This is a genomic window from Sphingobacterium multivorum (genome assembly GCF_900457465.1).
Taxonomy (GTDB): domain Bacteria; phylum Bacteroidota; class Bacteroidia; order Sphingobacteriales; family Sphingobacteriaceae; genus Sphingobacterium; species Sphingobacterium multivorum.
This window is the reverse complement of the sequence record NZ_UAUU01000009.1, coordinates 321,218-346,963: the sequence shown is the minus strand read 5'-3', so window position 1 is coordinate 346,963 and position 25,746 is coordinate 321,218. Positions and strand designations below refer to the sequence as shown.

Sequence of the window (25,746 nt, the reverse complement as noted above, 5' to 3'; positions counted from 1 at the left end):
TGTGAAAGTTTAAACCAATTGCCAGGAAACATAGCTATTGTCTGGAATCGTAGCAGATACGCTACAGCGTGCTGAGTCGCTATTCCTGATGCGGTGTAAATAAAAGCTGTCCCACAAAATAAAACAGCAGATCCTAAGCGAACCTGCTGTTTGTGTTATAGGGTTGTTGTAATTAACAAGACATTATTTCCAGGAGAGTGTCGTTGCTACTGGAAAGTGATCCGATGGAAATTTATTCATGTAGGTGTCGGTCAGGATACCATATTTTTTTACTTGGAAAGGTTTGGTGATAAAAATATGGTCTATGCGGCCTGTTGGTCTAATGCTTTTGCCCCAACCATTGAAAGAAGAATTGGGCTCATATTTAAATGTTGCCAATTCATGTACATCAGTGACCACTTTGCTATTGGCAAGTGTAAAATAAGCCTCATCTTGTTCATCCACATTGAAGTCTCCGGTTAAAATGAGCGGTAGATCTTTGGCAAACTCTTTTGCTTTTGTCAGAATCAATTTTGCACTTTCGGTACGTGCAGTACGACCGATATGGTCAAAATGTGTATTCATAAAGATAAAGCGTTTTTTGTTGGCCTTGTCTTCAAAGATACCCCAGGTACAGATTCGCGGTAGTGCTGCATCCCAGCCTTTATTCGGGTGTTCGGTATCTGAGGCTGAAAGCCAGAAATTTCCACTCTTTATCGCTTTAAAGCGATTTGTATTGTAATAAATCGCCGAGTGCTCGCCCTCTTGTGCACCATCGTCGCGACCTACACCCACGTAATCAAATCCAGGAAGGAGCTTTTTGAGATCTTGAACCTGATCAAAAAAAACCTTCTTGGATACCAAAGATATCAAAACCATGGTATTTGATCAGATTGGTAAGCGGGACTTTCCGGTCGTTCCACATGTTATCGACATCGACGGTATTTCTTTGGCGTATATTATAACTGCCTGCAATAAATTCCTGCCCATACGATAGGAAAGATAAACACAGTGCTATAACGAGAAAAAGACTTTTTTTCATTTATTTGAATTATTTATGCTATTTATGAGTGATCTTCATGTGTTTAAATGAACTCGTTTCACTCGGTTATTTGTTCATCATTTATTCTTTATATAAAGGCAATCATGCTGCCTCGGGCGACACGAGTGTTTAGTTTCATCGCTATAAATGTCCTTTGTTCACTCGGTTTGTCCTTATTTCTTTAATATGCGGAGCAACAACTCAGGTTCATCAGTGGTAATAAAATCAATTTTCTGATCGATTAGATTTGTCATTTCTTCTTCTGTGTTTACGGTCCATGCATTCACTTTCATACCAAGTTGATGCGCATCTTTCAGCCATGTCGCATTCTTTTTAAAGACGGAAAAGTGATAATCCACCCCATTAATCCCAGCAGCTTTTACATCTGAAGGAGATTTATCTCCTGTAAGATATTGGATATTAGCCTTAGGAGCCAATTCGTGGATCTTTTGACAAGCTTCAAAGCTGAAGGAAATGTAATCCGTAATTTTCTCAGCTTTTAAGCTTTTGACCATTTCAACCGTTTTTGTGGTCGCTTCAAGCGTACGCTCGACCCCAAGTTTATTGATTTTCAACTCAAGGATAAGGCGTAAACCCTTTAATTTTTTTCCAGCATTAATATATTCTTCCAACGTGGGAATGGATTCACCGTTAGGATGTTTCTTTTCTAAGAGCTCTTTGTAGGTTGCCGTTGCGATATCAATGCCATAGAAATCATTGTCATGGTTGACCACAAGAATATTGTCTTTGGTCAAATGTACATCAAACTCGGATCCGAAGAGCTTGAGTTCGTGGGCCGCTGTTAAGGAAGCAATGGAATTTTGCGGAAGATGGCTGTTTTTCCATACGCCACGATGTGCAATGGCTTTCGTTTGTGCGAATAATGCGGAGGATGAGATTACCATAGCCAGTGTCAGACAGCTAAAAATATGTTTTTTCATGCTATAATTATGTATGAGTGTTTGTTTTCAACGGCATAATGTGCACGTTTCACTCGGTGATTTATTCCTATTCTATGTATTTATAATACCGATTACGATACTAGCAGTAAAAATCGACCTTGGTGACAGGATCGTTTCTTACAAATTTGTTTAAAAGCTGATTTTACATGGAACAAAAAAAGTGGTACTTTTTATCTCGATGTACAAGATCTAAAGTACCACTTTTATATTTAGGAATTGTTAAGTGTAATTTATTTTTTACCATTCCATTCAGCCATAAACTCATCCAGAAAGTTGAGCATATAGTCATGACGATGTGCTGCTATTTTTTTTGCAGCCTCTGTATTCATCTTATTCTTTAACAATAATAGCTTTTCGTAGAAGTGATTGATTGTAGGAGCTTCCGAATGTTTGTACGCTTCCTTATCCTTATATTCTTGAACAGGAATGTTCGGATTATACATCTCACGGCCTTTATTACCACCAAAGCTAAACGCACGGGCAATGCCTATTGCACCGATAGCATCCAAACGATCTGCATCTTGCACGATTTCCATCTCTTTTGAATGGAATGACACTTCCCCCAAACTTGCTTTGAAAGACATATTGAAGATGATTTTCTTCACATGGTCAATGATTTCAGGCGAAATTTCTAGACTTGCCAAAAACTCTCCGGCAACACGAGGGCCTATTGTTTCATCACCATCATGGAATTTACTGTCAGCGATGTCATGTAACAGTGCAGCCAATTCGCAGACCATAACATCCGCTTCTTCATCTTCTAAAATTAACTTCGTATTGTTCCATACGCGTTGAATATGCGACCAATCGTGGCCTGCTTCTGCAAATTTCAATCGATCTTGCACAAATGCTACTGTGCGCTCAATAATGTTATTCATACAATACTTTTGTTTTTTCGCGAGTACCCTCGTATAATTCGTATTCTAATAATCTACAATCTAATTTACCATTATAAAATTCTATGCGTCGGGACGCACGTAGCCCGATTTTCTTTGCCAGATCTGGATTTCCGGTAAATATATAGCCTCTATAACCTTTGCACTCCTGTTTCATGAAATCCCCCATACGCTTATAGGTAATCTCTAACTTGCTGTGCGTGCCCAGACGTTCACCGTATTCAGGATTGAATAAAATGACACCACCTTCTTTAGGAACGTGTGTTTCGGCAAAATCGCATACTTCAAACGAAATTAATTGCTCCACACCAGCAGTTCTTGCATTCATCTTTGAGACGTTGATTGCCTCCTCCGAAATATCGCTTGCAATAATTTGTGGAGCCGCTTTTTTATTGATCTGATCTTTGAGTAGTCGGCGCTCCTGGAAGAAAACTGTTTCATCATAACCGATGAAATGCATAAATGAATAGTTCATGCGCAGCAACCCTGGTTTTCTGTTTGTTGCTATCAGTGCCGCCTCAATGGCTAAAGTTCCGGATCCACACATCGGATTTACAAAAGGTGAATTACCATCCCATTTGGAAGCAATAATTGTTGAGGCTGCAAGAGCTTCCAGCATTGGCGCTTTTCCAGGGATCTTACGGTAACCATGTTTTGCCAGTGTCTCGCCTGAGGTATCGAGAAAAATTTCAGCACGGTCATCTTTCCAGTACAAGTGGACAACCGCTTTATTATTGTCCGGACCTGAATTAGGGCGCAGACCTTTTTTTTCCTTTATACGGTCCACAATTGCATCCTTAACCTTTACGTTTGCAAATAAAGGCGTGCTGATTGTCTCATTATCAACATTAGAGCTGACAGAGAAATATCCGTCAAATTGAATAAGTTCTTCCCAGGCAATTTTACTCAATTCTTCATAGAGCTCCGTCGGATTATTGGCTGTAAACTCTTTTAACGAATACAAAATCTGAGAGGCTGTGCGTAGGTTCAGATTAAGCTTGATCGTATCGTTTATACTGACCTTTAATTCTACTCCTGTAGGGAATGCCCTGACAATGTCAAAACCTAACTCTTTAACTTCCTGTTGCAAATAAGGTGATAAGCGCTTATTGCACGTTATAATAACTTTATTGGGGGTGTTGAAAACTTCCATCATATTTTGTACAAAGTTAATTAAACTCTTCCTCAAAAATTGCTTAATTTTACGCTTTAATATTTATTTTTTTGATTATGGAAATTAGAGGAAAAGTACACGAGATAGGAGCGACACAACAAGTGACAGAATCATTCAAAAAACGCGATATGATTGTAGCTTATGCCGAAAACCCACAATTTGTTGAGTATATCCGTTTTGAGGCAACACAAGACAGAACGTCAATTTTTGATAACCTTGCAATTGGTGAAGAGGTAGAAGTATCTTTTAATCTTCGTGGTCGTCCTTGGACTAATAAAGATGGCGTAACAACTTATTTCAATTCATTAGTAGCATGGCGTGTTACAAAATTAGGTAATGCTGCTCCAGCTCCATCTTCTCCAGGTTACGCAGATATGCCTGCCCCTGTAGATTTGGCGGGTTCATCAGATGATGACGATCTACCATTTTAATCTGAATAGGATTGTATAGCCTATCGCCACGCGGTAGCAAATAGATTATTTAAACTGTTCGCAATACAGTTATTTACGATAGAAAGGCTTCCTCAAGAAGCCTTTTTTCTTTGGAATCCAGTAGGCGTGCCTGATTTTTCTTGGCGCTGAAATTGCTTGCTATATGGTATCGTACATCAAAAACAACAGATATGAAATTAACCGTATTGTTCTCTTGCTTAGCAATGATTTCGCTAAGTGCATGTAATCAAACCTCAAAAGATAGTCAGCATACAACCGCAGATTCCACTGCACATGAGACTGTGGCGGTGGATACTGCCCATACATCGCAGAATTCGTTGGATTGGGCCGGTACCTATGAAGCTACTATTCCCTGTGCTGATTGTGAAGGTATCAAAACAAATATCACCTTAAAAAATGATAATACCTTTGCCATCGTCAGTGAATATATTAATAAAAATACCAAGGTCGAAGATAGTGGTAAAGTCATGTGGCACGACAACGGATCCGTTGTTCATCTCACAGGGAAGGAAACAAATATGAAACTGAAGGTGGGTGTAAAGAAGCTGATTGGGCTAGATCAGGAAGGCCATGCGATTGAAGGCCCCAATGCGCATCTTTATGTATATAATAAGGTCGAAGGCGAGAAATTGTAAAACGAAGCTCCGATAACGGAATTAGCCACTGATGTATTTACCGTATGGAACTTTTCGTAATAAATAGGTCAGTAGGGCGCTAGCCAACAACGTGAGCACCGTTGCTGCCGGGATTTTCCACAAAGTGGATAAAGGAAGCAAAGGATGAATATAATTGAGCAGCAAAATATGGCAAAGGTAAATGCCAAAGCTGTGGATGTCGATAAATTCCCAGAAGGCGTTGAGTTGTTCCGGGAGTTTAAGGCCTTGCACGAAGACGAATAAAAAGCCTGCACTCAATGCGATGTTGGGGGAAAGATAGTTGTAAAGTGTCGGATCAAATTCACCTCGGGAGCCACTTAGATAATATGTCCCCGATGCTGTAATTAAACAGCAGATCAGAAAAAATGTAAAACTTGACAATTTTACCATTGGGATAGGGTAAATACGTAAGTAATGGCCCAAGACCAAATAGCCTGCATAACCCGAGAAAAAGGTCAGGTCAAAATTAGGTAGGTAACTATTGAACCATTTATTCGTAAAAAATAACGCTGCAAACCATAATCCCAAAAAGATCTCAAGCTCTCTCTTACTGCAGTTGCCCACAATTTTGCGTATGAAAGGAACTGCAAGGTAGAGCCCGAGTATCATATATAGGTACCAAAGGTGCGCATTCGTTCCTGACTTTAAGCGAATTAACACAATGTTGATAACTTGTGGAAAACCGATATAGTCAAAATCGATATAACGGACAAAATAATAGAAAAGATAGACGATGCTCCAAAAAAGAAAAGGCGGGACAATTTTCAATAAACGTTTCCGATAAAATTGTCCCGTACTTTCGTCTTTCTGTAACAGGAGGGCACCTGAAATAACGACAAACAGGGGTACCGCAAAGCGCGAGAAGCTATTGAGCCAATTGGCATAACTCCAGTCGAATGATTCAAATTCATTGCTGTTTAAGTAGCCCGAAGAGGAATGAATCAAGATAACGAGGAATATCGCAACAATACGTAGTATACTGATATAACTTGTTCGCGCCATTTGATTATGCTGTTTTTATTGAGTTTTATTGTCGTAGACTTTCAAATATAGCAAAGTCAGGAGTGCTCCAATGCTCGCCATGCCCACACCAACGAGGGAAGGTGTATTATAAGCTAAACCCCAGGTTATTGGGATTCCACCTAAAAATGCACCTAAGGTATTCCCGAGGTTAAAGGCTGCCTGACCACCTGCTGCGGCCAATGTTGCTGCTTCTTTTGAGGCGCGGATCAACATCAGTTGTGTCGGCGAACCAATAGTGAAGGACACCAGTCCTGTAATAAAGGCTAAAGGATAGGCTGTCCAGCCCAGTGGTGATATAAAGTAAACCATCACAAGGCATATCGCCATAGCGGAGAAACTCGCGATTGCCGCTTTGGTTGGGGAGATTGTATCAGCCAGTTTTCCGCCGATAAGATTTCCGAAGAACATACCAACACCGATCAGGATCATAATCAAGGGGACACGATCAGCAGCGATGCCCGACACATTGGTCACCAAAGGCGCGATGTAGCTGATCCAGGCGAAAAGTCCACCGGTACCTATGGCAATAATAGCCATTAATAACCAGGCAATTTTTTTGTTGAAGAAGTTTAACTGACTAAAGATATTATTTCCTTTGGCGGCCTCAATTTTTGGCATCCATGCATAAATTGCTGCAAAAGTGATTAATCCCAATATACTGATAATACCATACGTTAAACGCCATGAATAATGATGGCCTAAATAGGTGCCGAGTGGTACTCCAGCCAAATTGGCAATAGTCATTCCGGTAAACATAATGGATATAGCCTGTGCTTCTTTTCCTTTCGGAGCCAGTCTTGCTGCCACGACAGACCCAACACCAAAAAATGCTCCATGGGGAAGTCCGGCCATAAAACGGGAGAGACTAATCAAAAACTGTCCCGGTGCAATACTGAAAAGGCCATTGAAGATAAAAAAGAGCAGCATTAAAAAGAGTAATACCTTCTTCGGAGGATATTTTCCTGTAAATAGCACTAATGTGGGGGCACCTACAACGACACCCAGTGCGTAAAGTGCAATCAGGTGAGCAGCGGTAGGGATTTCGATATGAAGATCTTTGGCAATGTCAGGCAGGATGCCCATCATCGTGAATTCGGTCATTCCGATGGCAAGTCCGCCAAATGCCAAAGCGATAATTCCTTTGTTCATTGTATTTTAAGGTTGAGGTTGTACGATAATGGTACGAAGATAGTAAATAGATTGTACTAAAAATTATTGATACCTTTTTTGAGGGACACAAGTAATATTTTTAGTCTTTCTTAAGATGATCTGACGTTGATCTAACCTGCTTTCCAGTACCACCGAATCTGCAGTATGATAAACGACTTTAAAGCGGGGGATATACTGACCGGAAAGATAGCAACCTGAAATCTTCTGTTTGCCATTCTCCTTGGTATAGATACCATCGACAATGATGGAGTCTCCGCGCAAAACATAAATACCTTTTGCATGTTCTGTCCAAGAGCCATTTTTGTAACAGCTATCTGGTATGATTTGTACTTTATTGTTGACGTGCATGGTCGCGTAAACAGAGTCACAGGTAAACTTGAAGTCGGTCAAGGTGTATTGCATCATCTGCTGCTGTCCAGGAATGCTGTCTTGGACCCATTCTCCCTGTAAAAAGGGGGCACCTTCGCTCTGCATATCCGAATTGAATTTGCAGGCTGTAAAAAAGAAAAACATACCTATGGCAAGCGCCAATAGGTATGTTTTTGTTCGTATATTTTTTATTGAAATAAAAGTCACAGCTTATTTTAAACTTCCAACCATATCTTCTGGTTTTACCCAAGCATCGAAATCTTCAGGAGTCACATAACCTAAACGTACTGCTTCTTCTTTAAGCGTAGTGCCATTTTTATGCGCTGTCTGCGCGATTTCTGCCGATTTATAATAACCAATTTTTGTGTTTAGAGCGGTTACCAGCATCAATGAGTTGTCAACCAGTTCTTTGATGCGTTTGTAGTTCGGCTCAATACCAGCTGCACAGTGCTCTTCAAATGAAACACAAGCATCACCCAATAGGCGAGCAGACTGCAAGAAGTTTGCTGCCATCAATGGTTTGAATACGTTTAGTTCATAGTGACCTTGCGTTCCACCAATTGTAATAGCCACATCATTACCCATTACTTGTGCCGCAACCATCGTCAATGCTTCACATTGCGTTGGATTAACTTTACCTGGCATAATTGATGATCCTGGTTCGTTTTCAGGAATCAGGATTTCACCGATACCTGAGCGTGGGCCAGAAGCCAACATACGGATATCGTTTGCAATTTTATTTAATGCTACAGCCAATTGCTTTAATGCACCGTGTGTTTCAACGATTGCGTCATGAGCTGCCAATGCCTCAAATTTGTTTTCAGCGGTTACGAAAGGTAGGCCTGTAAATTCGGCGATATATTTAGCAACGACAACGTCATACCCCTTTGGAGTATTTAATCCTGTCCCTACTGCAGTACCTCCCAATGCAAGTTCTGATAAATGCGAAAGTGTATTTCTTAAAGCTTTCAGACCATGGTTCAATTGTGCGACATAACCTGAAATCTCTTGACCTAAAGTCAACGGAGTAGCATCCATTAAGTGTGTACGGCCAATTTTTACGACATTTTTAAACTCTTCAGCTTTTTTAGCTAATGTGTCACGCAATTTTTCTACACCTGGAATTGTAACCTCTGCAACAGCTTTATACGCCGCGATATGCATTCCTGTAGGGAAAGTATCGTTAGATGATTGCGATTTATTTACATCATCATTTGCTTTTAACACAGGTTCGCCTTCACCGATCTTATGTCCAGCCAATACTTGTGCACGGTTTGCGACAACCTCATTTACATTCATATTGGATTGTGTACCTGAACCCGTTTGCCAGATAACCAATGGGAATTGGTCATCCAATTTGCCCGCTAAGATCTCATCACATACGGTAGCGATTGCATCACGTTTCTCTACAGGTAATACCCCCAACTCGTGGTTAGCATAAGCAGCTGCTTTTTTCAAATAAGCAAAGCCTGCGACGATTTCGTGTGGCATCGAAGCTGCCGGTCCGATTTTAAAGTTGTTGCGTGAACGCTCTGTCTGTGCACCCCAGTATTTGTCTGCAGGGACTTGAACTTCACCCATCGTGTCTTTTTCAATTCTGAATGACATAGTATGTAAGTATAAGTAAAACGTAAAAATTATAAGTATATGTGCGAAGCACCTAATACATCAATTACAAAGTTACAGGATAATACAGTAAAGAGCAAGGATTAAAGAATAAGGATTGAGAATAAAACCCAATAAGCAGATCTAAAAACCAAGACGTTTTGTTAAGGAATCATTCACATGGTGGAAAACTTGTTTCGGTTTTAATGCCCGCCAAGGTAGCTCATTCAATGCGCCACCGAAATTAATGTAATAATCTATATTCTGTTGCTGGAACTCTTCGATCACATGTTCACGGAAACCGACGCCAGCAATCCAGCCATCATCGATATCCTGAAACCATTCCTCATAGTAAGAGTCGTCTGAAGCATGAAAATTCAGTACATTCTCCCCGATTAGAATAAAATACTTGATGCCTTGACTGATCAATACATCGATAATTTCTCGCTTGAGCAACATAATATCATTGTAGATCGCATCATTCCATTCACCAATCAGCTCGATAATACAGTATTGTTTTTCATAGTCCACAAATAGTATTTTTAGATATAAGGTAAGCGAACCGAATTCGTCCCATTGTGGGTGCAAAAGAAAATTATAGATCTGCTTGTCAAAATCGAATTCGCTATAGATTGTACCATAAAATGGGGATTGTTCATCTTCAGCGGCAATGTAATAGTCCCGCCAGTTGTAATAAGGTTCGATTTCGTGCATAAAGTGGAATCTTTTTCAATTCAAACTAAGATAAATTTACGCGCATTTGCAAGTTAAATTATAGACATCATCTTCATCTGTTGAAATTAAATGTTCGGTGCCCTTATCGGCTGTTCTGTTGTTATTTTTTAATTTTTTACAAAGACTTCTAGCCATGGAAGACGCTGTTTCCGCCTGAAAACAAGGAAGGGAACTTTTTATTTTTAATGTAAAAATATGGGTTCAGGTGCTCGTTTAACCGAATAAACTTGCTATTTTTGATGAAGTAATTAATTGTTGAATAGTTTGTCTCATCTTCGATAATTCATGAAGATTTCCCATGCAGAAAAGTATTAAACGAAATATTTTTGTAGCCGCTACATATGCTGCAGTATTGCTTCTTGGCTTGCTGTTGGGGCAAAATTATGCCGAGGAGCAGGGAAGCAACCAAAAAACAACCTTTTCGAGTCTACGCTCGAATGGCAACTCGGACAAATTACAATATCTCATTCAATTAATTGCTGAGAATTACGTTGATAATGTCAGTATAGATACCGTTCAAGACGAAGCCATTGAACATGTCGTATCCCGTTTAGATCCTTTCTCCACCTTTTTAAGGCCGAATCAAGTGCTTGCAAAGCAGGAAACGCTTGAAGGAACATTTGATGGTATCGGTGTGGAGTATTTCCGTCTGAAAGATACGCTACTTGTTGTTGGAATGGTTGCTGCTGGTCCCGCTGAAAAAGCAGGTATGCGTATCGGCGACCGCATTTTAAAGATCGGGAATAAGGATCTTGTCGGAAGAAAGGTAACCGAGTCCGAAATTGAAAGGTTAATCCGTGGAAAGAAAGGAACAGCTGTATTGATTGCTATTCAACGTAATGGAGTGGTAATGGCCAATCCAATAAAAGTCATTCGCGATCAGGTAAATGTTTCCAGCTTAGATGCATCCTATATGATCGCTCCGAAAACAGCTTATGTGAAAATTCGGAGATTTGGGCATAAGACAGCAGACGAATTCAGACAGTCGCTCATAGATTTACGGAAAAGTGGGGCGCAGGATCTTATTTTGGATCTGCGTAACAATGGTGGTGGATTTGTCCATACGGCGATTGATCTGGCGGGGCAATTTTTTAAAGAAAAAAGATTGTTGATGTATACCGAGGGTGCCAATGAGCTGCGCCAGGATTTCTATTCGGAGAAAGCTGGCGATTTTGGTGATGGCCGTGTCATTGTGCTAATCAATGAAAGTACGGCATCAGCAAGCGAAATCTTGAGCGGTGCTCTTCAGGATCTGGATCGGGCAACGATTGTCGGCCGCAGGTCCTATGGTAAAGGCTTAGTACAAGAACAATTTGACTTTTCGGATGGCTCTGCAATCAATCTGACTGTAGCTCGCTACTATACCCCTCTTGGAAGATGCATTCAGCGAAAATACACACGCGCCAATTTTGATGCTGCGAAATACATGACAGGCTTCGATCTATGGACGATGGACACTGAATTCAGCCAAAAAGAAATGTTTACCACCAGCAAAGGGAAACTTGTTTTTGGTGGTGGTGGTATTCTTCCGGATGTTACTATTCCGATTGACACCAACGAAACCAGTGCCAAATACCGCGAGATATTTCATTCCAATGCGATCGAAGAATTTGTTTATGATCGCTTCACGAAACATTTGCCCGCATATTCTATCGAGAATTTTATTAGCGGTTACCACTTACCGACAACAGAATTTGATCTATTTATTTCATATCTCAACAGTCAGAAGCGGATTTCGGTCACCGCCAAAGAAGCAAAAAACTTACATGATTTGATTCAATCCGATATCGAGGCCTTGGTCGGTCGCTATTATTTTGGTCGTGAAGCATATTACAAAATCAAAAACCGAAGGGATAAATTTATTGAAATAGGTCTTAAAACATTGGGTTATCAGATGCCTAAGGTTTAAGCCTAAGATCAGACCACACGGGGTAATGATCCGATAATTTCTGTTTGACAATCTGATAATTCATTACCTGAAATTTCTGGCTAGCAAAAATATAGTCGATCTGAAAGATCGGAAGCAGGGCATGATGGGTTACTCCCCAGCCATTACCTTTCTCCTTAAATGCATTATACAGCCTGTCTCCAATTAGATTGACCGAGTAGCTCATTGGCGTATCGTTGAAATCACCTACGGCAATATAAGGATATTGACATTCATTCATGTGCTTCTTTAACGAATGCGCCTGTTCGCTGCGTAGCTCGAAGGCATTCTTAAGTTTGCGGCTCAATTTACGGGTCCTCGAATTATCCGATTCATTATTATTGGACAGGTTTTGGATAAATTCCTTGTCTTCATTTTGCAGCGCAAAAGAACGTAGATGTATATTGTAGATGCGGATCAGGGTGTCCTGTTTTTTGATATCAACATAACTAATCCGGTTGATTCCGTAATCGTTGTCTCTGATGGTTCCTGAATCATAGATCGGGAAACGCGAAAGAACAGCCATTCCATACGCCTCATAATCGTTTTTAGAGCTCGGTTCAAAGAAAAAATAGTCATATCCCAATTTATCTTTGAATTCCTCAGAGAAAACATGTTTTCCCTTAATCTTGCTAATATATTCCTGAAAGCAGATCACATCAGGAGAGATGCTGTCAATAATGCGGACAACGTCGGCTTTGAAGTTCTTTTTCTCATCGTTTACCTTCTTGAACAGATGAGCATTGAAAGTCATGATGCGAAGCGTACGTACCTCCGATGATACAGGGGCATTCTCTTTGCGAATATTCCAATGCTTAGTTAAAAAAGGCCACCCAATGAGGATCGTTATGAGCGAATAAAGCGCAATTTTCCGTTTGCGGAGTAGCCAATAAAAGATAAATCCAATATTGATAAGGAGGATCGGAAGGTAGCCTAAGCCCATAAATGCAATCGGCCAAAAGGATTTGGGATTAATGAAGGTCGCCGAATAACTCATAAGTAAAGCAACGATCGCAAGCATATTTGCCAGGAACATTGTTTTACTGATAAAGCCCAGTTTTCTCCTTAAAAATGTCCTTCTATCCATCAACCTTGTCACCACTATTGCTTGCCCTAAAGAGCGTTTCTTTTTCATGGTTCGTTAGACTGTCGTAGCCAGAAATAGAAATTTTATCTAAGATAGCATCGATTTCATCCTGATTGGGTAAGTCATAACGATGTTTCCGATTTGTCTGTATATTGTTACCCACAACGACTTTCATTTTTGCAGGCTTCTGTTGTTTTTTCTGAAAAATTGTAGACCAGTCCATCCCCGATTTTAGCGCATAAGTGAAGCCCATTCCAAAAAGGACAACAGCAAAATACGAAATGGCAGCAGGTCGATTCGTCATCGTAAGGGCAAGAAATTCTAGGCCAAAATAGACAATGGCCACTAAGTTTAGCTTGATGTTACCCAAAAGCAAAAGCCGTAGCTCATACTTGGGAACCAAAGTCACAATCGCGGCTAATACCGCTGCCAAGGGGAGAGAACCTCCCATGAGCTGTAAGTTACTTGGCATGGGAATAAGTGACCCAAAGCCCATATAGAGCACGCTGCCGAGCAGCCATGAGGCAATATAGACAAACAGAAATTGCCGGGTGTTTAAGAAGGTAAAGAAGATCTGACCGACCCAATAGAGCCAAAGACTATCAAAAAGTATGGTCCAAAGCTTGACGTAAACGAAATTCGATGTAACCAATGACCATGGTTGTGCAATAAAACTTGAGAAATTACTCGGTAAACTTAATAGACGCACCGTAGGTTCCAAAAAGCTTTGTGGTACAATTTTTAATTCGAAGAGTAGGTCTAAAAAATAAATGAGGACAAATAAACAAACCTGGATACTGATCACCAAAGGTACGGGCGAGCCAGTTTTATAGGTTTGTCTCCAAAAATCTTTTAAACCGATGTTATTCATTGCGCACGATATTAATAAATTCCTTTTCTAATCTTCCACAGTTTAAGCAGTAGATAGCCAAATAGTGCACCACCGACGTGAGCCAGGTGAGCCACAGAATCTCCTGGTCTAGATAAGCTCATGTATATTTCGATGAGGATAAATCCACCGATCATATACTTCGCTTTGACTGGTACAGGAATAAACAAAAATTGAAGCGGTATGTTTGGAAAAAGGTAGGCAAATGCCAATAGTACACCATAAATAGCTCCCGAAGCACCCAACATTGGAATAAGGTAGGTTAATGCTTCGTTGTTCCCAGTATTGGCCATGGAAATAAGTTCGTTCCCGCTCATGCCATGTAGCGGAGCGAAAGAACCCGTCGCATTATAAAGTTGTATGCCATTCACAGCCGTATAAAGGAACCAAGCGCCAATTCCTGAAACCAGGTAGAAATTTAAAAAACGTTTTGACCCAAGCACCTGCTCAATCATAGGACCGAACATGACCAGGGAAAACATATTGAAGAAGATATGGGTAATATTGTTTTTGTCATGCATAAACATATGCGTGATCACTTGCCAGATTTTAAAGTAAGGCGAGTCGGGGTAATAGACCGCAAGATAATCATATGCTACAGGTACAAGTTGAGATCCAATATAAAATATAATATTGATGATCAATAAATTCTTGATAACAGGTGTCAGTTGTGGAAACATATATTTTATCTTCTAATTTTTACCAAATTTTTCCGCTAATTCTTGCAATGTAAATGTTACAATTACAGGATTTCCATAGATGGAGATATTGGGTGAGTGACAAGCAAAAAGTCTGTCCACAAGCTCTGCCATTGCTGTATTGTCCAATGCGGTGCCAGGTTTAATGGCTGCATTACGGGCAAGGCTTTTTGCGAGATTTTCGCGCTTAGCGAGCTTATACTCAGATTGATTGTTTTTGTAATCCTCCAATATTTTCTCAATCATCTTTATTTCGTCGAATCCTGTCCCTAAATCTGCAGGAATTCCGTCAATAATATAGGAATTTTTTCCAAATTCACGAATTTGAAAGCCTAAGCCGTTGATGTCCTCCAAGAGGTCCTTCATTAACTCATTATCCGCAGCATTCAGATCCAAAGTCTGGGGAAACAAACTTTGCTGACTTAGACCTTTATGTTGGTCCAGCTGTGAAAGAAATTGCTCAAAGAGAATACGTTCATGTGCCGCTTGTTGATCGATCAGGATAAATCCGGAGTGGATCTGCGAAACAATATATTTATTATGCAGCTGGAAAAAGAGCTTCGACGATGATTTATCTTCAACCTGGATGATCTGTGGGTCATCGGTACGTAATTCCGGCTCATCATGCAATGGTAACTGAACAGATTCCTCCTTTTCGACGATTTGATACAAAGAATCCCAATTGCTAGGTATGCCACCTGTTTTCTTGTTAAGTCCTTCAGCGTAGCTTTCTGAACGGGTGTAGCTCGAATTGGATTTCGATTTGTCTGTATCAAAAGGGTTGAAGTCCGGATTAAAGGTAACTGTTGGAGCGATTATTTCATCCAATGCCTTTTTTGTAATTAGATTGGTGAAGCTAGTTTCCTGTTCAAAATCCAAGGATGGCATGATGTTGTACCGTCCCAATGATCTTTTTACGGCTGAACGGATAATTGCATAAATGGCTTTATCGTCCTCATACTTAATTTCAGTCTTGGTCGGATGCACGTTGATATCAATGCGTGCAGGATCTATGTCGATAAATAAGACATAGAAAGGAAATGTTTCTGCCTGCAGAATATCTTCATAGGCGTTCATGACAGCGTGGTGCAGGTATGGATCACGCACAAAGCGTTTGTTGACAAAGAAAAACTGTTCACCACGAGTTTTTTTCGCAAACTCAGGTTTCCCCACAAAGCCCTCTACCTTGATGATGGATGTATCTTCTTCCACAGGGACAAGACGCTGATTGTAATTGTTTCCGAATATATGGACAATACGTTGTTTTAGTGTCTCTGCCGGCAAATGGTAGATTTCATTTCCGTCGCTATGTAAGGTTAGGAAAATCTGTGGGTTCGATAAAGCAATACGTTGAAATTCATCAATGATATGACGCATTTCTACCGAGTTGCTCTTTAGGAAGTTTCTCCGTGCAGGAATATTGTAAAAAAGATTTTTAACTAAAATATTTGTCCCGGCAGCAACAGCTTCGGGGTATTGGTTGACAACTTTTGATCCCTCTATTTCAACGACTGTACCTAGCTCATCTTCAATACGGCGTGTTTTGAGTTCGACCTGTGCAATTGCGGCAATGGATGCCATCGCCTCACCACGGAAACCCATTGTACGAATAGCAAATAAGTCTTCAGCTTTACGGATTTTTGATGTTGCGTGGCGCTCAAAACAAAGGCGAGCATCAGTTACGCTCATACCACAACCATTGTCAATGACTTGAATCAACGACTTGCCTGCATCTTTAACAATAAGTTTTATTTTGTCAGCTCCAGCATCAATAGCATTCTCAATCAATTCTTTAATTGCAGACGCTGGTCGCTGCACCACTTCTCCCGCCGCAATCTGATTAGCAACATTATCTGGAAGTAATTGAATAATATCCGACATATAATACAAAGTTAAGAAATATCCATGTTTGCAGCGTATAAACACTGACGAAAATCAATCGGACATTCCACATGTTCTTTAAAAACAAAAGCGTGTAATGCGTTCATTTATACAAATGAAAATGGAATAGCAACGACCAACTGTTTACAGCCGCAAAGAACCTGTAAACGTGTTTAGTCAATAAATATGACGCTTCCCAGTTGACGTCAAAGTCAGTGTGCGTTGTCTAACACCTGTGTAAAACACAGCTGATATCGAGCTGGAAAAATATTCCCTTCGCAATAACCGAGCCACCCTACGAACAGAAACCGCATAATTCGCAGCTGCTGTTTTGTTGATATTACATTTCCAGTTTTAAGAAACGTGCCGTTTCGCTTTTGTTATTTTTAATTAAGTTTTCAGGTGTTCCTTCAAATAGGACCTGACCACCCTCTTTACCACCTTCGGGACCGATATCAATGACCCAATCTGCCGATTTAACAACATCAAGATTGTGCTCGATGATCAAAACGGTATTTCCACGTCCGACCAAGCGATTGATAACGCCCATAAGGACATTGACATCTTCAAAGTGTAGTCCTGTAGTCGGTTCGTCAAGGATATAAAATGTATTTCCAGTATCTTTTTTAGAAAGTTCGGTAGCTAATTTTACCCGTTGAGCCTCACCTCCCGATAATGTTGTGGAGGATTGACCTAAGGTGATGTAGCCCAAACCTACATCCTGCAGTGTTTTGATCTTTCGATAGATACTCGGGACGTTCTCAAAGAAATCCACAGCATCGTTGATACTCATATCAAGTACATCGGAGATGGATTTTCCTTTATACCGTACTTCTAAAGTTTCTCGGTTATAGCGTTTTCCGTGGCATGTTTCACAAGGAACCTGTACATCGGGAAGGAAATTCATCTCAATGACTTTCAATCCGGCCCCTTGACAGGTTTCACAACGGCCGCCTTTGACATTGAAGGAAAAGCGTCCTGGTTTATAGCCCCTGATCTTAGCTTCTGGCAATTGAACAAACAAGGTTCTGATATCCGAAAATACGCCTGTATAGGTGGACGGATTGGATCGTGGTGTACGGCCGATAGGACTTTGGTCGATCTCGATGACTTTATCAATATGTTCTAATCCTTCAATTTTTTTGAAAGGAAGCGGAGTGGCTTTGGCTCTGAAAAAATGTTTATTCAGAATCGGATATAATGTTCCCGTGATTAAGCTGGATTTGCCCGAACCCGAAACCCCCGAAACAACAATGAGTTTTCCTAATGGAAAAGAGACAGACAGATTTTTTAAGTTATGTCCCGTTGCGCCATGTAATGATAATGTTTTTCCATTGCCCTCACGACGTTTCTCCGGAATCTTAACCTCTTTTGTTCCGTTGAGGTATGCCGCTGTCAGAGAGTCTGATTTTAGGATTTCTGCTGGGGTACCTTCGGCAACTACTGTACCGCCGTGAACCCCTGCTGCAGGACCCATGTCAATAACATGGTCCGCATGTAGGATCATGTCTTTATCATGTTCGACAACAAGGACCGAATTGCCAATATCGCGTAGGTTTTTGAGGGCATTGATCAACCGTTCATTGTCTCGCTGATGAAGTCCGATACTCGGCTCATCCAGAATATAAAGTACATTCACCAGTTGGGAACCAATCTGTGTTGCCAGACGGATCCGTTGTGCCTCCCCTCCGGAAAGTGTTTTAGCAGTACGATCCAAGGTGAGGTAATTTAAACCTACGTCCAGCAAGAACCCTAAGCGTGCGCGGATTTCCTTTAAAATCTCTGTTGCAATAATAAGCTGGCGTTCATCAAGTTTGCTTTCTACCTGATCAAACCACTCCTTGATCGATGTAATATCCATCGTGGAGAGCTCATGGATGTTTTTATCCGCTATTTTAAAATGTAAAGATTCTTTTTTCAAACGCGCTCCCGCACAGGTTGGGCAGGTGACTTTCGTCCTGAAATCATCTAAAGAAGGGGCTTCATCCGAAGATTTTCCGGAAAACTCTTCCAGCATCTTAAAGATTCCTTCAAATTCAACACGATATTCTCGTGTGCCATAACTGCCATAAGATACTGTTACAACGATAGGCTCTTCCTTATTGCCAAATAAAAGCTGGTCAATCTGTTCTTCATTGAGCTTTTCAAGCGGCGTTGAAATGGTAAAATCTAATTTTTTTGCGACAGCCTTCAAGACTTCTGAAGTCCAGTTCTCCCGGGTAGGTCCCAAAGGGGCTAAACCCCCTTTTTGAATACTGAGTTTTTTGTCTGGAATAACCGCATTTTTATCAATTTCAAAAATATAGCCTAATCCATCACATGTTGGACAGGCACCATAAGGCGAGTTGAATGAGAAAGTGTTGGGCTGCGGTTCATCATAAGAGATACCCGATTCAGCATCCATGAGATAACGGCTGTAGAATTGCTCCTGATTATCCTTGGTGGAGACCTTGATAATACCTTTGGCAGTTTTCATCGCCTGCATAACCGAAGTCTGTAGGCGCTTTTTATCTTCACGCTCTACTTTCAAACGATCCACGACGATCTCAATATCGTGAATTTTATAGCGGTCTACTTGCATTTTAGGAACAAGGTCCAAGATCTCTCCATCCACGCGCACCTTCACATAACCTTGTTTACGGATTTGCTCAAACAATTCCCGGTAGTGACCTTTACGGCCTTTAACCACTGGAGCCAAGATATTTAAAGCCTGCCCTTCAAATTCAGTCAAAATACGTTCGATAACCTGATCGTCCGACATACGCTCCATTTTCTTACCGGTCACATAGGAGAAAGCTTCCCCCGCTCGGGCAAATAGTAGACGCATAAAATCATACACCTCGGTAATGGTTCCAACAGTGGACCTGGGGTTTTTGCTGGTGGTTTTCTGCTCAATGGAGATCACTGGACTTAAGCCCGAGATCTTGTCCACATCCGGACGTTCCATGCCGCCCAAAAATTGACGGCTGTAGGCACTGAATGTCTCCATATACCGACGTTGTCCTTCAGCATAAATGGTGTCAAAAGCCAAAGAAGACTTTCCGCTGCCACTTAAACCTGTAATAACAACCAATTCATTTCTCGGAAAAGAAACATCTATATTTTTTAGATTATGCGCACGCGCTCCAAATACCTGAACTTCACTTTGTTCGCCCAAATCTGGGCTTCTTTTTACTGCCATGAAAACTCCTTAAAGTCCCTGTTGAGGGATAAAATGCAAAACATGCAAAATTACAGATTTTAAAGGAATTATGCGAGCCAATCTGACTTTTGGAATAAAATGTGATATACAAGTGATTTAAAAAAATAATGTACCTTGCACAGTAAATCTAAATTTATGCGAAAATACGACGTCAGCAAACAAGAGAAACAATCGATCGACGATATTGTCCAATTTTGGAAGAAAGAAAACCTGTTGGATGAACAAAAAGCGAACGAGCTGATGGATAGTTTGGACGTAAAAAGTTTTGACTGGGGACAACTGGCGAGATATGCTTTTTGGATTGCCTTGGCTTCTTTGGTCTTTGCTGTTTTTTCGTTGTTTACAGATGCATCATTCTTGGCCTTTGTCGATACACTTTACGAAGCGCCTAATATCCTATTTTGCTTCTTTTTTGCTGCTGTGGCCGTATTATTCTATACGCTGGGTTTTCGGTATAAGAAACGATATCCTTATAAAAATCTATCCACTGAAACGATGATGCTGATTGGGGTTTTTGGAACAGCAGCCTGCATCGGATTTATGGGTAAAGTATTGGATAAAGATACGATGCATTATTCCTTGTTATTTTTACTCTCTGTTGCAATTTATGGCTTTCTTGCTGTTAAGCTTGACAGTAAACTGATTTGGACCTTTATGCTTTTGGCTTTGGGGGTATGGTTTGCAACCGAGACGGCCTACCATAGCAATTGGGGCTTTAAGTTTTGGGGAATGAATTACCCACTTCGTTTTACCATCTTCGGAGCGCTGCTCACCGCTTTGGCCGTTTGGGTTCAACCGCGGTTCGAACGCCTGCAAATCTTTCAGCCTATCAGTTATATTGTAGGGTTGATCTACCTGATGGTCTCCTTGTGGACCCTATCTATTTTTGGGAATTATGCTGATTTCTATGAATGGACGACAGTACGTCAATACCATATGTTCTATTGGGGTATTTTATCCACTGCCGTGTCGGCATTCTTGGTTGTCTACGGCTTAAAGGCTAAAGATAATGTAAGCAGGGAAGTGGGATTTGTATTTTTAGTACTTAATATCTATACCCGATATGTGGAGTATCTCTGGGATAATATCAATAGAGCCGTATTCTTTTTAATTTTAGCGGTGTCCTTTTGGTTTGTCGGTCGTTGGGCAGAGAAATTATGGAACAAGCGGAAAGAAGAGATTGCCGGATAATCCTTAAAATTGAATCGTAAATCCGACTGCTCTATGTGAACTGATACTAAGCTTGGGATCCAGGCTTAAGTATTTTCGGATTCGGGTAATAAAGACATCCATACTCCTTCCGGTAAAGAAATCTGCGTTTCCCCAGACCTTTTCAAGAATTTCTTCGCGTGTGACAAGTTGACCATTGTGTTGCGACAGAAATAGGAGAAGTTGCGATTCACGTTCAGTAAGCTTATATTGTTTCGAAGCATGGCTTAATAATAACTGTTCGGGATAGAAAATATACGTACCTATGGCAATCGATTTTGGGGTACTATTTTTCTGATTTCGCTTTAATATATTCTGTATGCGAAGTAACAGTTCTTCAGGATCACAAGGTTTGGTGATATAATCATCGGCACCGATTTTTAGTCCCGTGAGCTTATCTATTTTTTGCTCCTTGGCTGTTAAAAAGATAAATGGCAACGTGGGGTATAGGGCGTTGATTTCTTTGGCAAGGCTAAAACCACTAATTTGAGGAAGCATAACATCCAGTATAACCAGATCATAATCGGCTAGCTGCTGGAAATTTTCCGTAAGATCATTGGGCTGCGCTATCCAGTCTATGTTAAATGTGGATAGCTCAAGGTATTGCTTGAGCATAAAACCAAAATCTGGGTCATCTTCCACGAGTAGTATTTTGTTCATATGCTATTTTCAGTCGTTAATGTATTGATTATCTATTCCCTATTTTTTTTTCGCTGATCATCCCTGCTGCTGATTATGATGTCTGTGATTGGATAGCAACGAGGGGCAGCTGAATTTTAAACGTAGTGCCTACATCGGGCTTGCTGGTTACTGTAAGCTGTCCGTGATAACGATCCACGATTGTCTTAACAAGAAAAAGACCGATTCCCAAACCTTTGCTGTCGTGAATATTGTCTTTCTGGATGCGGTAAAACTTGTCGAAAATATAAGGTAACTCCGACTCCGCCATGCCGTAACCATTATCCTGTATATAAATCGAGAGTTTACCTTTCTGATCCTCAAAAGAGATATTAATCCAAGTTGCACCATATTTTACGGCATTGTTCATCAGGTTTTGAAATAGTGTTGTCGCATCATTTAGGCTCAGGCATAATTTACCGTCAGGCAAGAGGCTTAATTGGAATGCGATAGCCGGATTGGTCAATTGAAAGTCTTCGAAAATAGCGTGTAGTTCTCTGTTGGTAATAGGATGCTGATCCCTTGTCTGAAGGTTCTCGCTCAGTGGGTTGAGGGTTTGTTCGAGACGATTTGCCTGACGTTCAATGACCGTTATGATATTGTCGTCTGTTGATTTCCGTAGTGTTTTAGCTGCAATCTTCAAGGTTGCGATTGGCGTTTTGAGCTCATGAGAAATATTGTCAACGACATCGTGTAGCACGCTGATCTGTTTCTGCTGTTTTCTGAGATTCTGAATGGTTCTATAAAAAAGCCAAAGGAAGGCGACAAGAATAAAAAGGGTGCTCAACAGAAGCGAAGTAAGTTCTTTGAATAATATCCAGTTGAGATTCGTCACCTCAAACGATGTCTTCCTATGTACAAGAAAGGTGTATAAGACTTCTTTGCTCTGGATGCTGTTTTCGATTTTCTGTGTTTCTGTTTTTTCTGTTATCCACTCGCTTGAGGAAAGTTCAACGGGCTGCCGAAAAGCTCCAGACGTTGTGTAGATGGTAATGGGACCCGCTGCGATCTGTTTTTCTAAGCTCTTGAAATAGATGCCCAAAATTTCTTTTTTCAGGATGACATCCATTCCAAGTGGCTGAAATAGACTGTCGACATATTGCGTTAGCCTCTGGGATGTTTTATGTGCATTTGCACTGTAAAGTCCTTTCAGTTTTTCAGCCGTAATCTCATTTTTAACCAATTTGATATAATAGTCTCTGGCAATGTCCTTACTCATTAAATCATCATCAAAAAGCTTGTCATTGTCATGAAGCTTGCCAAGCTTACTCTTCACAGTGGCAAAAATATCACGCTGTTTGAGCTGATAGGTATTATACAATTGATACCCCTGTATGCCGATAAGTACAGCAAAAAACAGCGTAAAGAGGACGATATAACTTTTGGGCTTCAATTCCATACACAAATATAACTGCTGACGGCTAAGATAATATACCTTAACGCAGCATTAACCCTTTGTTAACTATCATTTGCTTCAACTATAGGCACTTTTGAAGCATAGAATATCAGCGTATTAAATGGCCGCGGTTGTCAAATACGGATGACCACCAACTGGCCTATGTGTTACAAAACATAAATTCTAACAAATAGAATAATGCGGATAAGCTATACTAGAATTAAAAGACTAATTATTTGTACATGAAATTGATCCTATTTTTTCTGGCTTTCCCCTTGTTGCTTTCGGCACAGACCAAACAAATCGGGGGGCAAGTACAGGATGCAAACAAAATTGTGCTGGCGGGAGCGACCGTTATGCTATTGGATAGCAACTATCAGGAGATCCGGGAAGTAAATACGGACCATTTTGGAAAATTTATACTTATGCTGGATCATCCTAGTGGCTACTATCTACGAACAACCTATCTAAACTTCAAGTCTCAGGAACTTTTTTTTCACAGCGATACCATTTCACGCCCTTTCTTGCTTGAACTTCTTCCCGAAGCAAAGGTACTCGAAGAAGCACAAGTCGTCGCTCGCGCTCCTAGATTGATCCGCAAGTTGGACCGCTTGGAATTTAACGTTCAGAATTCAAATCTTTCAGCGCTCAACAGCTGGGACATTTTGAAGCGTACGCCATTGGTGATGGTGAATGGTGCGGATTTAATGGTTCGTGGAAGCAAAAATATTGTTGTCCTCATTAATGAGCGAAAAGTGATGCTCACGGGGGATGAACTGAAAACCTATCTGGAGAATACAGCAGGTAGCGACGTGCAATCGATAGAGGTTATTACCAATCCACCAGCAAAATATGAAGCTGAGGGAAGTACGATTATCAATATTAAACTTTCTAAATCGAACCTATATGGCTACAGAGGCTCAGCGGTTGCATTGGCCGAAAAAAGCAGTACTTGGAAGCAACTGCTTGGACTGACCCAGTATTATAAAAATGAAAAAATCAATCTTCGTGGTACCTATAATTTCGGAAGAGGGACTTACGCCCGCTATGAAACGAATTATGTGTATTATCCGAACGAGCAAACCTCATGGGAAGGTGTAATGGATCGATTTGATACCAATAACAGTCAGAACAGCTATGTGTTTTCGATAGATTATACACCCGATACAACCTGGACAGTCAACGCCGGACTAAATGGATATTACGGACCGAAAACCTATGGCATCTATGAGGTACCCACGATCATATACGATAAAAATCATGTGCAGGAATCCTCTTATCTCACTACTAATGATCATCAACGATCGGCAAAAACGAATAACCTCTATCTTCAGGTAACAAAGAAAATTAATCCCAAATGGAGCATAAACTGGTCATCCTATTTTACAAATAACCATTCTACCAACGATCAGGATGTTTTGACGGCACTGCGATTTAAGGGGGAGGAACCTACAGACACTCGATTTATCAGTAATAATGAAAATAAAAACCGGCTTTTTTCTTCACAGATAGATTTCACCGGGAAAATAAAGAAACTGGGGCTGGAGTTTGGTGGGAAATTTAGTGATGTGAAAACAACAAGCACCCTTGCTTTTTCCGATGATGAATCCGGTACTCTTCAGCACCGGCCCGACAAGAGCAGTGTGTTTGATTACAAAGAACGGAATATAGCTGTATATACCTCATTCGATTATGCTTGGAAGAAATGGAGCTGGAAAGCTGGTTTAAGGGGTGAATATACCAATTTGGAAGGTATTGTGTCCGAACCAGCTGATATTAATAAGCGTGATTATTTTGTGCTCTTCCCGACATTTTACATGCAATATGCCTTGGCTGACGATCAGCAGTTCGGCTTTTCTTATGGAAAGCGTATTAGTCGCCCAGCATACTCTTGGCTTAATCCGGCTAAGTCCTACTATAATCGCTTTTCCTATTTTCAGGGAGATCCACGTTTAAGGGCGACGATCGTCCATAACCTCAATCTGACCTGGACCAAAAACAACTGGAATATCGATCTATTTTACCGATTTGAGAAGTGGCCGAATATGGAAATTTCCCGTCAAGATAACAACAATCACCAGTTGATTTTCCAATATACCAATATCAAGAAAGGACAAGGGGCGGGTATAGACCTGGGTAAGAGTTTTCAGCTGATAGGACGCTGGGGATTGAACCTCCAGTTGGAAGGAATGTATAACGAGAATTACTTTGTAGGGACTAATGACGTATTGCACAAGAATGATGTATATATCGGCAACGGAAACGTAAGTACCAACTATGTACTGCATAAAGATGCTGGCTGGAACCTTGAACTGGGTAACACATTTACATCCCCGACGATACAAGGGCCATTTAAAATCACAGGATATTCAAGTACCTATGTGACGACAAATCGAAAGTTCTTTAAGAAGAAATTTGAAGTGAATCTATCATTTATGGACATTTTCAAAACGGAAAAAATGACGATATCATCCAAGTATGGCGACCAAAACAACTTTTATAAAGATTACCGCGATACTAGAAAGGTGAATCTAACGCTGCGGTATCATTTTGGAAACCAGAAGGTCAAGAGCAGCAATCAGCCAACAAGAACAGAAGAGCAGAATCGCTTGTAAATTGGTTAATTTTGACGAAGTCAAATCCTGCTGCAGACGCTATTTACTTGGTATATCTCCATGCGCCGGTAAATAGAATAAATACCGCATGGATCAAAAGC

The 25,746-nt window shown here is 40.7% G+C and carries 22 protein-coding genes; 5 read left to right on the top strand and 17 right to left on the bottom strand.

Annotated elements, in window-relative coordinates:
• Positions 1-183: 183 nt before the first annotated feature.
• The 5 genes from DTA23_RS13110 to DTA23_RS13095 form a co-directional block, all read right to left on the bottom strand.
• Complete coding sequence (locus tag DTA23_RS13110) at positions 184-852, bottom strand: endonuclease/exonuclease/phosphatase family protein (RefSeq protein ID WP_256603678.1); 669 nt, start codon at positions 850-852, stop codon at positions 184-186.
• Positions 818-1,021, bottom strand: coding sequence for a hypothetical protein (locus DTA23_RS29125; protein ID WP_256603676.1), 204 nt, complete (start codon positions 1,019-1,021; stop codon positions 818-820). Before DTA23_RS29125 ends, DTA23_RS13110 begins: the two co-directional genes overlap by 35 nt.
• A 173-nt stretch (positions 1,022-1,194) precedes the next feature.
• Entirely contained in the window at positions 1,195-1,962 is a 768-nt protein-coding gene (locus DTA23_RS13105) for a glycerophosphodiester phosphodiesterase (protein WP_046673673.1), read from the bottom strand.
• Between the two features lie 251 nt (positions 1,963-2,213).
• Positions 2,214-2,861 carry an HD domain-containing protein gene (locus DTA23_RS13100; protein ID WP_046673674.1) on the bottom strand — a complete coding sequence of 216 codons (648 nt, stop codon included), beginning with the start codon at positions 2,859-2,861 and terminating at the stop codon, positions 2,214-2,216.
• The gene (locus tag DTA23_RS13095; protein WP_046673747.1) at positions 2,854-4,032 is read right to left on the bottom strand and encodes a THUMP domain-containing class I SAM-dependent RNA methyltransferase; all 1,179 of its coding nucleotides are present in this window, start codon (positions 4,030-4,032) and stop codon (positions 2,854-2,856) included. The genes DTA23_RS13100 and DTA23_RS13095 overlap by 8 nt, the downstream gene beginning before the upstream one ends.
• Before the next feature lie 77 nt (positions 4,033-4,109).
• Between DTA23_RS13095 and DTA23_RS13090 the strand changes: the two genes are divergently transcribed.
• Positions 4,110-4,484, top strand: coding sequence for a DUF3127 domain-containing protein (locus tag DTA23_RS13090; RefSeq protein WP_070570272.1), 375 nt, complete (start codon positions 4,110-4,112; stop codon positions 4,482-4,484).
• 191 nt (positions 4,485-4,675) lie between these two features.
• On the top strand, positions 4,676-5,140 hold the full coding sequence (locus DTA23_RS13085; protein ID WP_146753072.1) for a copper resistance protein NlpE: 465 nt from the start codon (positions 4,676-4,678) through the stop codon (positions 5,138-5,140).
• A 21-nt stretch (positions 5,141-5,161) separates the two neighbouring features.
• Here the strand turns inward: DTA23_RS13085 and DTA23_RS13080 are convergent, their stop codons facing one another.
• The 5 genes from DTA23_RS13080 to DTA23_RS13060 form a co-directional block, all read right to left on the bottom strand.
• Positions 5,162-6,163 carry an acyltransferase gene (locus DTA23_RS13080; RefSeq protein ID WP_112375012.1) on the bottom strand — a complete coding sequence of 334 codons (1,002 nt, stop codon included), beginning with the start codon at positions 6,161-6,163 and terminating at the stop codon, positions 5,162-5,164.
• Positions 6,164-6,178: 15 nt separating this feature from the next.
• Positions 6,179-7,333, bottom strand: coding sequence for an MFS transporter (locus tag DTA23_RS13075; protein WP_070570268.1), 1,155 nt, complete (start codon positions 7,331-7,333; stop codon positions 6,179-6,181).
• A gap of 63 nt (positions 7,334-7,396) precedes the next feature.
• Positions 7,397-7,885, bottom strand: coding sequence for a fumarate hydratase (locus DTA23_RS13070; RefSeq protein WP_239468768.1), 489 nt, complete (start codon positions 7,883-7,885; stop codon positions 7,397-7,399).
• Between the two features lie 48 nt (positions 7,886-7,933).
• Complete coding sequence (fumC, locus tag DTA23_RS13065; RefSeq protein WP_070570264.1) at positions 7,934-9,331, bottom strand: class II fumarate hydratase; 1,398 nt, start codon at positions 9,329-9,331, stop codon at positions 7,934-7,936.
• Positions 9,332-9,472: 141 nt separating this feature from the next.
• On the bottom strand, positions 9,473-10,042 hold the full coding sequence (locus DTA23_RS13060; RefSeq protein ID WP_046673680.1) for a hypothetical protein: 570 nt from the start codon (positions 10,040-10,042) through the stop codon (positions 9,473-9,475).
• A gap of 319 nt (positions 10,043-10,361) precedes the next feature.
• Here DTA23_RS13060 and DTA23_RS13055 point away from each other — a divergent pair, with 319 nt between their 5' ends.
• Positions 10,362-11,972 (top strand): S41 family peptidase, encoded by a 1,611-nt coding sequence (locus DTA23_RS13055; protein WP_112375010.1) that lies wholly within the window; start codon positions 10,362-10,364, stop codon positions 11,970-11,972.
• Here the strand turns inward: DTA23_RS13055 and DTA23_RS13050 are convergent.
• The 5 genes from DTA23_RS13050 to uvrA all read right to left on the bottom strand — a co-directional run bounded on the left by DTA23_RS13050 (position 11,962) and on the right by uvrA (position 19,726).
• Positions 11,962-13,125: an endonuclease/exonuclease/phosphatase family protein gene (locus DTA23_RS13050; protein ID WP_239468767.1), complete on the bottom strand. Its 1,164-nt coding sequence runs from the start codon at positions 13,123-13,125 to the stop codon at positions 11,962-11,964. The two genes, DTA23_RS13055 and DTA23_RS13050, sit on opposite strands and share 11 nt — an antisense overlap.
• Entirely contained in the window at positions 13,070-13,948 is an 879-nt protein-coding gene (locus DTA23_RS13045) for a rhomboid family intramembrane serine protease (protein WP_112375008.1), read from the bottom strand. Before DTA23_RS13045 ends, DTA23_RS13050 begins: the two co-directional genes overlap by 56 nt.
• 11 nt (positions 13,949-13,959) lie before the next feature.
• Positions 13,960-14,646: a rhomboid family intramembrane serine protease gene (locus DTA23_RS13040; RefSeq protein ID WP_112375007.1), complete on the bottom strand. Its 687-nt coding sequence runs from the start codon at positions 14,644-14,646 to the stop codon at positions 13,960-13,962.
• A gap of 12 nt (positions 14,647-14,658) precedes the next feature.
• On the bottom strand, positions 14,659-16,545 hold the full coding sequence (mutL, locus tag DTA23_RS13035; RefSeq protein WP_112375006.1) for a DNA mismatch repair endonuclease MutL: 1,887 nt from the start codon (positions 16,543-16,545) through the stop codon (positions 14,659-14,661).
• A gap of 340 nt (positions 16,546-16,885) precedes the next feature.
• Positions 16,886-19,726 (bottom strand): excinuclease ABC subunit UvrA, encoded by a 2,841-nt coding sequence (gene uvrA, locus DTA23_RS13030; protein WP_046673686.1) that lies wholly within the window; start codon positions 19,724-19,726, stop codon positions 16,886-16,888.
• Between the two features lie 156 nt (positions 19,727-19,882).
• On the opposite strand from uvrA, the gene DTA23_RS13025 reads away from it, so the two are divergent.
• Positions 19,883-20,938 carry a hypothetical protein gene (locus DTA23_RS13025; protein WP_046673687.1) on the top strand — a complete coding sequence of 352 codons (1,056 nt, stop codon included), beginning with the start codon at positions 19,883-19,885 and terminating at the stop codon, positions 20,936-20,938.
• 3 nt (positions 20,939-20,941) lie between these two features.
• On the opposite strand, the gene DTA23_RS13020 is transcribed toward DTA23_RS13025, so the two are convergent.
• Positions 20,942-21,616, bottom strand: coding sequence for a response regulator transcription factor (locus tag DTA23_RS13020; protein ID WP_046673688.1), 675 nt, complete (start codon positions 21,614-21,616; stop codon positions 20,942-20,944).
• A 73-nt stretch (positions 21,617-21,689) separates the two neighbouring features.
• Positions 21,690-23,033 (bottom strand): sensor histidine kinase, encoded by a 1,344-nt coding sequence (locus DTA23_RS13015; protein ID WP_112375005.1) that lies wholly within the window; start codon positions 23,031-23,033, stop codon positions 21,690-21,692.
• Between the two features lie 239 nt (positions 23,034-23,272).
• Between DTA23_RS13015 and DTA23_RS13010 the strand changes: the two genes are divergently transcribed.
• On the top strand, positions 23,273-25,645 hold the full coding sequence (locus DTA23_RS13010; protein ID WP_112375004.1) for an outer membrane beta-barrel family protein: 2,373 nt from the start codon (positions 23,273-23,275) through the stop codon (positions 25,643-25,645).
• Positions 25,646-25,746 lie beyond the last annotated feature (101 nt).